The 11,318-nt window shown below is 65.4% G+C and carries 12 protein-coding genes; all 12 read right to left on the reverse strand.

What is annotated here, in order from left to right; all coding sequences use genetic code 11:
• Positions 1-1,617 (reverse strand): MFS transporter (locus EN780_RS17540; RefSeq protein WP_133372634.1); only part of this gene is annotated, 1,617 nt, incomplete at its 3' end.
• 211 nt (positions 1,618-1,828) lie between these two features.
• On the reverse strand, positions 1,829-3,700 hold the full coding sequence (asnB, locus tag EN780_RS17545) for an asparagine synthase (glutamine-hydrolyzing) (RefSeq protein ID WP_128274835.1): 1,872 nt from the start codon (positions 3,698-3,700) through the stop codon (positions 1,829-1,831).
• Positions 3,701-3,849: 149 nt separating this feature from the next.
• Complete coding sequence (fliQ, locus tag EN780_RS17550; RefSeq protein WP_126058467.1) at positions 3,850-4,116, reverse strand: flagellar biosynthesis protein FliQ; 267 nt, start codon at positions 4,114-4,116, stop codon at positions 3,850-3,852.
• A 137-nt stretch (positions 4,117-4,253) separates the two neighbouring features.
• The gene (gene flgD / locus EN780_RS17555) at positions 4,254-4,661 is read right to left on the reverse strand and encodes a flagellar hook assembly protein FlgD (RefSeq protein WP_127310921.1); all 408 of its coding nucleotides are present in this window, start codon (positions 4,659-4,661) and stop codon (positions 4,254-4,256) included.
• 5 nt (positions 4,662-4,666) lie between these two features.
• Complete coding sequence (gene flbT / locus EN780_RS17560) at positions 4,667-5,104, reverse strand: flagellar biosynthesis repressor FlbT (RefSeq protein WP_127310922.1); 438 nt, start codon at positions 5,102-5,104, stop codon at positions 4,667-4,669.
• Entirely contained in the window at positions 5,101-5,448 is a 348-nt protein-coding gene (flaF, locus tag EN780_RS17565) for a flagellar biosynthesis regulator FlaF (protein WP_127286503.1), read from the reverse strand. Before flaF ends, flbT begins: the two co-directional genes overlap by 4 nt.
• Positions 5,449-5,479: 31 nt before the next feature.
• Positions 5,480-6,529, reverse strand: a complete 1,050-nt coding sequence (locus EN780_RS17570; protein ID WP_128274836.1) for a flagellar hook-associated family protein — start codon at positions 6,527-6,529, stop codon at positions 5,480-5,482.
• Positions 6,530-6,532: 3 nt separating this feature from the next.
• Entirely contained in the window at positions 6,533-7,966 is a 1,434-nt protein-coding gene (flgK, locus tag EN780_RS17575) for a flagellar hook-associated protein FlgK (protein ID WP_128274837.1), read from the reverse strand.
• A gap of 30 nt (positions 7,967-7,996) precedes the next feature.
• Positions 7,997-9,250: a flagellar hook protein FlgE gene (locus EN780_RS17580; protein ID WP_126058473.1), complete on the reverse strand. Its 1,254-nt coding sequence runs from the start codon at positions 9,248-9,250 to the stop codon at positions 7,997-7,999.
• A 97-nt stretch (positions 9,251-9,347) separates the two neighbouring features.
• Complete coding sequence (locus EN780_RS17585) at positions 9,348-10,016, reverse strand: response regulator transcription factor (protein WP_128274838.1); 669 nt, start codon at positions 10,014-10,016, stop codon at positions 9,348-9,350.
• Between the two features lie 233 nt (positions 10,017-10,249).
• Positions 10,250-10,840, reverse strand: a complete 591-nt coding sequence (locus EN780_RS17590; protein WP_245499997.1) for a transglycosylase SLT domain-containing protein — start codon at positions 10,838-10,840, stop codon at positions 10,250-10,252.
• The gene (locus tag EN780_RS17595; protein ID WP_245499999.1) at positions 10,770-11,183 is read right to left on the reverse strand and encodes a flagellar hook-length control protein FliK; all 414 of its coding nucleotides are present in this window, start codon (positions 11,181-11,183) and stop codon (positions 10,770-10,772) included. Before EN780_RS17595 ends, EN780_RS17590 begins: the two co-directional genes overlap by 71 nt.
• Positions 11,184-11,318 lie beyond the last annotated feature (135 nt).

Below are 11,318 nucleotides of genomic sequence, written 5' to 3' on the forward strand. Positions count from 1 at the left end.
GACCAGGGCGGTGCCGGCGGTGGTCGGCCGCTCGATCATGCGGCGCACATGCGGCGGTTCCCCGCCGCTGTGCAATGCCCGGATGCGTTCGCCCACGACGGCGTCGGCATGGGTCGCCCGCCTGTTGTGGCGGATATATTCCAGCCAGGTCGGCGTGTGGTAATGCTCGATCCACACGGATGGATTTTCCAGGTCGCGCGCCAGTGTCCAGTTGCGGGCGCCGTCGCGGCGGCGGATGCGGCCGCGCTCGGCCATGGTGGCGAGGAACTCTGGCACGTCCTCGTCGCGGATGATGTACTCGATCATGATGGCGATCGGGCCGCTGCGCGGCTTGAGGTCGAGCCCAAGATGCGGCTCCTTGAAGCGGTTGAGCGGATCGAGGTTGAGCACCGCATGCTGCGGCAAGGGCAGGACGAGGCCGATGGCGCCACCCGCCAGCATGGTGATGCTGGCCGCGATCAGCGCGGTCTCGGCGCCGTGCGCGTCGGCGACGACGCCCCAGACCCAACTGCCCAGCGCGATGCCGCCAAAGGTCGCCGTCTGGTAGACCGAGAGCACCCGACCGACCACCCAGCGCGGTGTCGACATCTGCACCGTGACGTTGAAATGCGACAGCGCGAGCACCCAGCAGGCGCCGCCGATGAGCAGGCCGAGAGCGGTCTGCCAGGCGTGAAGGCTGACGGCGGCGTTGAGGGCGCAGACGGCGAAGCCGCCAAAGGCCATGCGCACCATCGTCTCCGAGGACAGCAACTGCCTCAGCCGCACGCTGATCAGCGCGCCGCCGATCGCGCCGATGCCGAAGGCGCCGAGCATGATGCCGTAGGTCAAGGCATCGCCCTTGACGACATCGCGCGCCACCAGCGGAAGAAGCGCCAGCACCGCGCCGGCGCTGAAGCCGAAGGCCGAGCCCCGGACCAGCACCTTGCCGATGTTGGGCGACATTGCGACATAGCGCAGGCCGGCGCCCACCGCCGCGCCAAGCGTCTCGCGCGGCAAGGTCTGCGCCGGTATTTCCGGCTTCCAGCGAAACAGCACGATGATCAGGCCGATATAGCTCAGCGCATTGGCGGCGAAGGCCGCGGCGGCGCCCGCGGCGGCGACGATGACGCCGCCGATCGCCGGGCCGACGCTGCGCGTCAGGTTGAAGCCCATCGAGTTCAGCGCTACGGCCGCCGGCACCTTGGAACGCGGCACCATGTCGCCGACCGAGGCCTGCCATGACGGGCTGTTCAGCGCCGTGCCGCTGTCGATCAGGAAGGTGAAGGCGAGCAGCGTCCACGGCGTGATCAAGCCGAACCAGGTGAACAGCGTCAGCAGTGCCGAGACGACCAGCATGAAGGTCTGCGCCACCAGCATCACCTTGCGCCGGTTGAAGCTGTCGGCGATGGCGCCGGCGACCAGCGCGAACAGCATGATCGGCAGCGTGGTCGAGGCCTGGACCAGCGCCACCTGGTAGGACGAGGTGGCGATCGTGGTCATCATCCAGGCGGCGCCGACGCCCTGGATGAGACCGCCGAAATTCGACACCAGGCTGGCCGACCATACGGCCCGGAAGATGCCGTGGCTGAACGGCGCCAGCGCCGAGACGCGTTCGCTGTCCGGCTCGTCATCGATCATCAGCGCTGTCCCGCTTCACACGCCGTTGGCCTGCCGCCGCGAATGTCCTCTCCGGAGATGGAGCATGGCGACGCGGGGCGGACCGTTGCTTGAAAAAGATTATGCTCCAACAACAGGATAGCGAGGCAAAAATGCGTCGTTACGCGGCTAAGCCAATGGTCTGGCCGCCTTGGACCAACCGCCCGCCGGGCGTACGGTTGGGCCGAACCGCTTAACCAGACGCTTCTGCGGCCGCGGCATGCAGCGCATGGGTGAGGTTGCCCGCCGTTTCGCCGCCGGCATGAAGGCGCAGGAACAGTTCCATGCCGACGAGGCGTAGCCGCGAGGCCTCGTCGCGCCTCGCCAGGTCGACAAGGTCCTCGACGGCGGCGGCGGGCCATTTCAGCGCGTCGCGCAGATAGCCGCCGCGCAGCAGGCCCTGGCTGCCCTGGGTGAAGCCGGACGAGATTTCGAAACCCTTCTTCGGTGCGTAGACGTTCTCGCGCGGCAGGTGCTTTTCGGCGACCTTCTTCAATAGCCACTTGCCGGTCCTGCCGCGCAATTTCTGACGCTTCGGCAGATGGATCGCGAAGTCGATCAGCCGGTTTTCGATGAAGGGAACCCTGAGCTCGACCGATGCCGCCATGCTCAGCCGGTCATGCCGGTTGAGCAGGTCCTGCAAATGCGAATAGAGATCGTAGAGACAGCATCCAAGGAAGGCGCGATCGCCGAGCGGCGTCACCGGTTCAAGCCGGTCGAAGATCCTGGTCTGCAGGAAATTGAGCTCTGGCGATAGCGACCTCAGCACGAGATTGCGCTCCGAGGCCGAGCTGTTGCCGGTCGATGTCTTGAACGGCGCATGGCGCAGGCGCCCGAACTTGCGATCGAGCCAGCGCTTCGAGCGGAACAGCCGTCCCGGCCAGGACCATGCCTGCCAGGCCCGCATGCTTTCGGCCTGCCATTTGTAACCGCCGAAGAGTTCGTCGGCACCTTCGCCGGTCAGCAGAACCTTGACGCCGTCGGCCCGGCATTGCTCGGCCAGCGCCAGAAGCCCGACGTGGCTTGCGTGCCAGCCGTCGCTCTCAAGGTGCCAGACCGCTTTCGGCCAGAGCTCGAAGAACCGGTTCCTGTCGACCGGCACCCGGCGCAGCGGGACGCCGGCGCGGCGGCCGGTCCGTTCGGCGTTCTCCGCCTCGCTGCGGCCTAACCGAGGGTCGACGACATAGCCGTGGATTTCCGGCCTGAAGCGCTTCGACAGCGCTGTGATCAGGCCGGAATCGACGCCGCTGCTGCAGGCCGTGGCGATGCTGGCGTCGGCGATGCAATGGATATCGACGCTGTCTTCGATCAGCGCTTCGAGCTTCGCCATATGCTCGTCGTCGGAGATGCGATCGCCGGTGATGCGCGCCGCCTCCAGCACATCGAGGACGTGCCAGAAGCAGCGCTTCTCGATGCCGGCGTCGGTGATCTTCCAGAGGCCCGCCGGCGGCAGGCGTTCGATGCCGTCGAACAGGCTGAAGCTCGAATCGCGGTGCTGCCAGGCAAGCCGCAAGGTGATCTCGCGCGCGTCGATGCGGCGGCCAAAACCGTCGCTGGCGAGGATCGCCTTGTCCTCGGAAGCGAACAGGATCCGCTCGGCCGTCTCGGCCACCGCCATCGGCTTGATGCCGAGGCGGTCGCGGGCGAGCCACAGGGCGTTGTCGCGCGCGTCGAAGTAGGCAAAGGAAAACATGCCGTCAAACAGCGGCACCGCCTTTTCAGGACCCCAATGATGCAAGGCCTGCAGAACCACTTCGGTGTCGGAGACGCTGCGGAAAATACAGCCTTCCGTCTCGAGCGTCTGGCGCAGCGAGCGGTAGTTGTAGACCTCGCCATTGTAGGCGAGCACGCCCTTGCCGCATGCGGTCAGCATCGGCTCGCGGGCGGCGGGAGAGGGATCGATGATGGCAAGCCGGCGATGACCCAGGGCGAGCCGGCTGCTGCTCCAGCTGTCGTGGTCGTCCGGCCCGCGATGCGCCAGCGCCTGCATCATGCGGGCGATGTCCGACAGGTCGCCGGCGCCGATCGGGTCGCGCTTTCGCCAGACGCCGGCTATTCCGCACATGGCCTGCCGGCCGGTTTAGTCTGCCCCATGATTTTCGAAGACCGCCTGAGACCAGTGGCGCCCACGCCGCGCAAATCACAATCTAGCCGCAACCGGGCTGCCCGCAAGCCGTCAGGAGAGCGCAAGGAGCAGGCACTCCGCGTTCCGCGTCAGAAGCCGTGCTCGATGCGCTCGAAGATGACGTTGGTGAAGGCCGATATCTGCCCGCCGATGAATGGGCCGGTCAGCGCCACCACCAGCATGATGGCGACGATCTTCGGCACGAAGGTCAGCGTGATTTCCTGGATCTGGGTCAGCGCCTGGATCAGCGCGATGCCGATGCCGACCGCCATCGCAACCAGCACCACCGGCGCGGAAGCGGTCAGCACCGTCCACACCGCGTATTGGACGATATCGAGGGCGTCGGCCTCGTTCATGGGTCGTGACCGAAGCCTGTCGCCTAGAGCCGGATGATCTCAGGTCGAGTCGACCTGAAATCTGAATCCGGCTCTAAATCAAAGAGATAGAGCATGATGTCGCCCGAAAACCGCTTCACACTTTTCGGCATCATGCTCTAGCTCGCCGCCTTGACCGAAACGCCCGAGGTGACGGGAACTTCGGTGCCGTTCTGCAGCACCGCGATGAGGCCGCTGCTGGCCAGGCGCACGGAGGCCACCGTGCCCGTCGTCTTGCCGTCGGCGGAGGTGATCGAGCGGCCGATCAGGGCATCGGCCTGCGACAGGGCCGAGGACTGCATGATCTGGTCGAGCTTGGTGTTGGTCTGCACCGATTGCTCGACCTGCGAGAAGGTGGCGAGCTGTGCGACGTACTGTGTCGAGTCCATCGGCTTGGTCGGATCCTGGTTCTTCATCTCGGCGATGAGCAGCTTCAGGAACGACTGGTAGTCGACCGCGGTCTTCGAGGTCGACGTGGTGGTCGAGTTGGCACCGGTCGGTATGGTGGTCGTCATGTCCACGGTCATCGGCATCAAGCTCCTACGGCCAGCGGGCGCGCCGCGCCCGGAATATCGTCATTGCCGCCAAGCGCGCGGCGTTCGAGCGGATAGAGCGCGCGGATCGCCTTCAGCGCCTCATAGACATGGTCCTCGCCGACCATGCGGTCGATCTGCTTCAGCGCGCTGCAAATCTCGCCGTCCTCGAAGCTCGCCAGCAGCATGGGCAGCGAGCGGCGGAACATGTCGCGCGCCTCGGAGGCGCTCGCCGGGTTCATCAGCATGACCTGCAGGATGAAATAGAGCTGCCTGAGCGGGGTCGACGCCTGATCGGCCTGGATGACGTGGCTTTCGAGCAGGAACTGGACGTCGTTCATCAGCTCGATTGTGACCTTGCGGTCGACGCGGATGACGGCGCCGTTGATGTAGATCTTCTCGTTCGGCTTCAGCGATATCTTCAGCGTGTTGGTCATTGGATGCCGTCCCGGATGATCTGGGAGACTTCGATCAGGCCTTCGAAATTGTTGGTGCGGCCCTGGCGGATGTCCTCGGCCTCGCGCAGCAGCCACAGGCCGATGGAGATCAGGTTGGCGCGCAGTTCCTTGGGCAGGGCGTTGTCGCTGGAGCCGAGATCCTCGACGAAGGTGGTCCAGATGCGGTTGGTGAAGTGCAGCGCCTCGATCGCTTCCATGGAATCCTGCCCGACCGCGGCCGCGGCCGACAGCATGTCGATCGAACGGGTGAGCAATTCCCGCTCGCGGTCCTTGGCGTCGGAGACGGAGTCGGTCTGGATGTCGGCGTAGGAGAATTGATACATCGTCGGGGCTCTGCCGTTCCGGTGGAAGTTTTCAGGTCAGGTAATTCAGCAGGCTGAGCTGCTGCAGGCGCGCGGTCAACGCGAATGAGGTCTCGATATGCTGCGTCAGGTCGGCGATGCGGGTCGCGGCTTCGGCGGGATCGACGCCCTCGAGATCGATGATGTGCTTCTCGAACAGGTCGACCTGGGTCTTCATGCGGTCGCTGGCGTCGGAGACACGTTTCTGGGTTAGGCCGACCTCCGAGCGCACCTGGACGATGCCGCCGATGGCCTCGCCGACCAATGTCTGGGCGCGGCTGACGACGGTGTTCTTGGCGGCATCGCTGATGTTGCCGGAGAACAGGTTGGCGACCATCGCCGCCGCCATGGCGAGCTTGCGGATGCCGTCCTCATTGGCGCTGACCGAGGTCTGCGTGGTCTCGTTCAGCGCGATGCGGCTGGTGATCTGCTCGTCGGTAGCGTTCGACCAGGTGCCTTGCCAGCCCGAGCCGAGGAATTGCGGCTCGACGCTGGTGGTGATGAAGTCGTCCATCTGGGCGGCAGTGATGTTGGCTGCGGCCGGGTCGCTCTGGGTGAAGCCGAAATAGGCGACGAAGGAGGCGTCGAAAGCGGCCTTGGCGGGCGAGCCGGCGGCGGTGAAATCGTCGACCGGCTTGACGTCGGTGTTGGTGCCGGCGAACAGATACTCGCCATTCACGCTGGTGTTGAGGATGCCGGTCATCTGCTGCAGCGCCGACGCGCCGGCCTGCTGGGTGATGCTGGTCGAGGAATCGCCGGACACGGCGCTGGTCAAGGCCGAAAGAAAGTTCTGCGCGACGTCGGAGAGCTGGCCGAGCGCATCCTGCGTCGACGTCAGCCGGGCGGCGACCAGCGCGTTGGAATCGATGATGCCGTTCAGCCGGTCGAGATCGCGCTGGAAGGTCACGGCCTGGGTCGTGCGCCCGCCGAGCGCCAGGCCGACATCGGCGACCTTGCCGGTCGTTGACTCCTTCGTCGCCTTGACCAGATCGGACTGCATGCGTATCTGCTGGTAGCGCATGGCGTTGGATATTGCGGCTGAGGAGACGGCTGTCGCTTTCATCGATTATCCCACGGCATTCATCAGGGCGTCCAGCATGTCGTCGACGGTCTTCATCATGCGGGCGGAGGCCTGGTAGGTGTGTTCGAGGTCGAGCAGCAGCGACATTTCCTGATCGACATTGACGCCGGTGTCGTTGGACAGCGCCTCGGCCGTGCGCGTGGCCAGCGCCTCCTTGGCGTCGGCGGTGGTCGAGGCCTGCTGGCGCACGCCTTCGAACCAGCCGATCGAGTTGGCGGCATAGTCGGCGACGCTGGATGTCGCCGTGATACCGGCGGCGGCATCGAAAGCCATCGGCTGGTCGAGCCGGTCGCCATAGGCGATCAGGAGGTTGGCGTAGGACGAGCCGGAAGTGTTGAGGACATAGGCAGCGCCATTGGCGCCGCCGTCGCGCAGCAGCGCCGGGGTCATGGCGGCGTTGACGCTGATCGAGCCGGCAAGGCCGTCGACCAGCGTGCCGGCGGCGGGAATGGCGGGCGCGCCGGACCAGGTGAACAGGCCGGCGGCATCGGGCTGCGACGAGGAGGTCTCGGCAAAGGCGGTGATAAGCCCGCGGGCGGTCTCGTCGAGCTGGCTCTGCATGGTGGCGGCGACGCCGTCGCGCAAGGTGATCAGGCCGGCGAGCTTGCCGACGGCGCTGGTATTGCCGCCGCTGCCGGCCGAGAGCGGCACGTTGTCGATGGAGATGGTGTTGCCGGGAGTGCCGGCGGTGTAGCCGGACGAGGGCGTGAAGGTCACCGAGCGCGGCACCGTCTCGAACAGCGTCGTGCCGTCCGTGGTGGTGATGACCATGTCGTTGTCGCCGCGCGTGAAGGTCGAGACGGGGACGTATTCGGCGATCTTCTTCAGGATCGCGTCGCGCTGGTCGAGTGCGTCGGACACGTCGGTGCCCGAACGGGTTCCGGAAATGACGGCCTTGTTGGCGTCCTGGAACTGGCTGAGCAGCTTGTTGAGGTCATCGACCGCGGTGGCGATCTGGCCGTCGGTCTGGGTGCGGAAATCCTGGATCGCCCGGGTGCCGTCATTCAGCGAGCGCACGACGTCCCTGGCCGCGTCGATGACGCTGGCGCCCAGATTCTGGTTGGACGGCGTCGTCGCGTAGAGCTGCAGCGCCTGCTGCAGATTGGCGATCGCGGTCGAGGGCGAGGACGCGTTGTCGACGCCGTTGACGGCCAGCTCCAGCTGGTCCATGCCGCTGTAGAGCGCGCTCTGGCCGCTCCATGCGGAGAGGGCGCTCAAATTCTGCCGGAACAGGAGGTCGTTGGCCGCCCGCTGGATCTCCACCGAGCGGGCGCCCGGCGCCGTGCTGGTGACGACAGCCGTGCGGCGGGCATAGTCGCTATTGGAAGCATCGGCAACGTTGCGCGAGACGATGCTGGTCTGCTTAGAGGTGGTCAGGAGCGCCGACTGTGCGATGCTCAAGGCGGAGGTCAGCGACATGCGGGTCTTTCACGGGCCGGGGCCCGACAGTTATCTCTTCAGGTTGACAAGGACATCCATCAGGTCGGAACCGGTCTGGAAGACTTTCGAATTGGCGGTGTAGCTGCGCTGCGCCGCGATCATGTTGGTCAGTTCCTCGGCGATATCGACGTTGGAATTTTCCAGCGCGCCGGAGACGATCGAACCGAGCTTGCCTTCATTGGCGAAACCGATGCGCACCGCGCCTGAATCGGTGCTCTGCGCGTAGACGTTGCCGGGCAGGGCGGTGAGCCGGTCCGGGCTCGTCACGTCGGCCAGCGGGATCTTGTAGAGCGGCTTGGTGGAGCCGTCCTCATACTGCGCGTAGATGATGCCGTCCTGGCCGATCTGGATCTTCTCGATCGTGCTCGGCGCGTTGCCGTTGACCTCGGCCTCGGAAACCGTGAAGCCGGTGCCGAGCTGGGTCAGCTTCGACATGTCGAGGTCGAGGGTGGAGCCGTTCGGCACGGTGAAGGAGATGCCAGTGGTGGCGCCGGTGAGCTTGCCGGTGGTGGTGTCGAAGGTCAGGTTGGCCGAGGCCAGCGCGCCCCCGGTATAGGGGAAGGACGTGCCGGCCGTGGCCTTGGACTGATCGAAGACCGAGACCTCCCAGGCGCCTGAGCCGGTGTTGGTGAAATAGACGTCGAGCAGCACCTTGTTGCCGAGATTGTCGTAGGCGACCAGCGACGACTTCGAGGTGTATTCAGCCGTCGCGCTGTTGCTGGACGGCAAGGCGCCCGCAGGCGGGGTGGCACCCGCCGGCAGATTGCCACTGAAGACGCCTTCGGTGCTCGGCGTCGCGGTCATTTCCTGGTCGGAGATCTGCACCGGCTCCAGGCCCTCGAAACCGTTGGCCGTCGCCGCCGGATCGCCATTGGCGTAGCTGTAGGCCATCAGCTGATAGCCGGCGGCATTGACCAACCTGCCCTGGGCGTCGGCGACGAAGGCGCCGGCGCGGGTCAGATAGGGCGTGCCGCTCGGATCCTGCACGACAAAGAAGCCATCGCCGTTTACGGCAAGGTCGGATACCGAGGTGGTGTATTGCAGCACGCCTTGCGAGCTGATGGCGGAGCGGATCGTCGTCGTGACGCCGCCCGAATTGTAGGCGCCGCCGGTGCCCGGCATGATCAGCGTCGAGAATTCGGCGGAGGAGCGCTTGTAGCCCGTGGTGTCGGAGTTGGCGATGTTGTCGGCGACCGTGGACAGGCGATTGGCCTGCGCGTTCATGCCGGAGACGCCGGTCCGCATCATTCCGTAGAGGCTCATCGAAACGTCTCCTCAATACCCACGACGGTGGGGCCCATGACAGTGGCCGCGAGCCTATGCCGCTTGTCTTGCGCGAGGCTGGCGCGGATTTCGGCCATCAGAACACCAGCCGGTAGCCGAGGAAGCGCTTGGAATCGATCGGATCATGGCCGAGCTTTTCGCGCAGCTTCTTGCGCAGCTTGCTGATGTGGCTTTCCACCACGTTCTCCTCGACCTCCTCGTCGAAGATGCCGTAGATGGCGTTGAAGACCTGGGTCTTGGTGACCCGTCGGCCGCGGTTGCTGGCCAGATATTCGAGGATGCGGCGCTCGCGGCGCGGCAGAGGCAGCGGCTCGCCGTCGATCTCGGGATCGCGGCCGTCCATGAAGATGCGCATCGAACCGACTTCGGTATAGGTCACGTCCTCATGCGCCCGGCGGCGAATGGCGGTGATGCGCGCCAGGATCTCGCGGATGTGAACCGGCTTGCGGATGACGTCGTCGACGCCGCTCTCGAACAGCCGCAGCGTGTTTTGCAGCGAGTGCTGTTCGCTGAGCGCGATGACCGGAGCGCCGGTGCGGTCGCGGATCTGGCGCGGCGAGATCGCGCCCTCGCGGCAGTCGCCGATGAGGAAGGCCCTGACAGAGCGCAGATCGGTGTCGGCCGCGGAGCTCACCCATTCGCCGAACTCGCTGGGCGCGAAGCCCGCGCTGGCGACTCCCTCGCGATCGAAAAGTGAGCTGTAGCCTTCAGTTACGAGCTCACGCTCGTCAACGATCACGATCATCGGCCCGCCCTCCGAATCATCTCATTTGCCCCGTGGAAGGAGGCGTAACCGGTGGCGAGAATCCTGAACAACCGTCATTTCTTGTAGCTATTTTCTTGGGAGTTTTTTGGGGACCCGAAAATAAGCGCGGTCGTATGGGGTGTACCGGAGTGCATCGGCGCGCGCCGCGCTGAACGATGCGGCAAGCGCCGGGAGGCCGGAAAGCCCCCGTGCGCCTTGGAACATAGGTGCATCTATGGGTTGCAGAATGAGCGGGCGTTGGGCGTCCATTTGCCGAAGCCGGTGGCGACCATGTTGGCGATGACGCGACAGACATAGACCTTCTGCGCGGGGTCGTTGTCGGGGCCGGCATGATAGCGGGCCACCGCCATCGACCAGGTCATGTGGCGGGCATGCAGGCTGACCAGGAAGCGCGCCGCGTAGTCGACATTCTGGCGCGGGTCGAGCATGTCTTCGACACTGCGAAAGTGCGACGCGTGGTAATGATGATTGATCTGCATGCAGCCGAGATCGATCAGCGTCTTGCCCTCGCGGCGGGCGCCCTCGAACGTCGCCATGGCCTCGGCCCGGCTTCGCGGGAAGATGGCTTTTCCCTCTATATTCATAGCGTTAGGTTGAAGACTGCCCCTCTTGCCGGTCTCCGTAAGGCCAACGGCATAGAGAATCCCGGCCGGCACGCCGTAGCGGTCGGCGGCGCGCAGGATCTCGGGTTCGCAAGGGTTGGCGGCGGCGCTCGCAGCGCTGATGGCGGCGCTAGATAAACATGCCGTCGCCAGTGCGCTCGCGAGCAGGCGAAGCAGCGCGGCCGCTGTCCGGTGTGTCATTGCTGTTGTTCCTTCCCGGCTGCTGACCGCCGGAGCCGGCATTGTTGCCGCTCGAGTTGCCGGGCTGAAAGGCGGATTGCTCGCGGCCTGGCGACATCGGCAGCGAGCTGTTGGCGTCGACGCGCGCGGCTGCTGGCGTTGCTATCGAAGGTTGCAGTACCGTGACCTTATCGACGTCGAAGCCGAGCCCGCGCAGGGACTTGACGATCGCCTCGCTGTCGGCCGCGAGACGACGATGTGCGTCATGGGTTTCGGGCTTCAGCTCGATCGAAAGTTGCTCTCCGGAAAGCCGCAAGCTGGCCGTGACCATGCCAAGCTCGGCCGGGTGAAGCTCGATCTTCAATATATGTGTCGGAACGGCAACAGAACCGGGCGGTTGGGAACCCGCGGAGGGGGTCGAAAACGCCTGCGGCAAGCCATTGTCCGACGCCAGCGCGTCGACCAGCGCCGAAGCCGTCTGGTTTAGCGGGTTCTGCGC

It is taken from the genome of Mesorhizobium sp. M4B.F.Ca.ET.089.01.1.1 (genome assembly GCF_004022605.1).
Taxonomy (GTDB): Bacteria; Pseudomonadota; Alphaproteobacteria; order Rhizobiales; family Rhizobiaceae; genus Mesorhizobium; species Mesorhizobium abyssinicae.

Bases quoted from the DNA above. Each gene is read 5' to 3' on its own strand.
- asnB (WP_128274835.1), bottom strand. From the start codon at position 3,700: ATGTGCGGAATAGCCGGCGTCTGGCGAAAGCGCGACCCGATCGGCGCC.
- fliQ (WP_126058467.1), bottom strand. From the start codon at position 4,116: ATGAACGAGGCCGACGCCCTCGATATCGTCCAATACGCGGTGTGGACG.
- flgD (WP_127310921.1), bottom strand. From the start codon at position 4,661: ATGACCGTGGACATGACGACCACCATACCGACCGGTGCCAACTCGACC.
- flbT (WP_127310922.1), bottom strand. From the start codon at position 5,104: ATGACCAACACGCTGAAGATATCGCTGAAGCCGAACGAGAAGATCTAC.
- flaF (WP_127286503.1), bottom strand. From the start codon at position 5,448: ATGTATCAATTCTCCTACGCCGACATCCAGACCGACTCCGTCTCCGAC.
- EN780_RS17570 (WP_128274836.1), bottom strand. From the start codon at position 6,529: ATGAAAGCGACAGCCGTCTCCTCAGCCGCAATATCCAACGCCATGCGC.
- flgK (WP_128274837.1), bottom strand. From the start codon at position 7,966: ATGTCGCTGACCTCCGCCTTGAGCATCGCACAGTCGGCGCTCCTGACC.
- EN780_RS17580 (WP_126058473.1), bottom strand. From the start codon at position 9,250: ATGAGCCTCTACGGAATGATGCGGACCGGCGTCTCCGGCATGAACGCG.
- EN780_RS17585 (WP_128274838.1), bottom strand. From the start codon at position 10,016: ATGATCGTGATCGTTGACGAGCGTGAGCTCGTAACTGAAGGCTACAGC.
- EN780_RS17590 (WP_245499997.1), bottom strand. From the start codon at position 10,840: ATGACACACCGGACAGCGGCCGCGCTGCTTCGCCTGCTCGCGAGCGCA.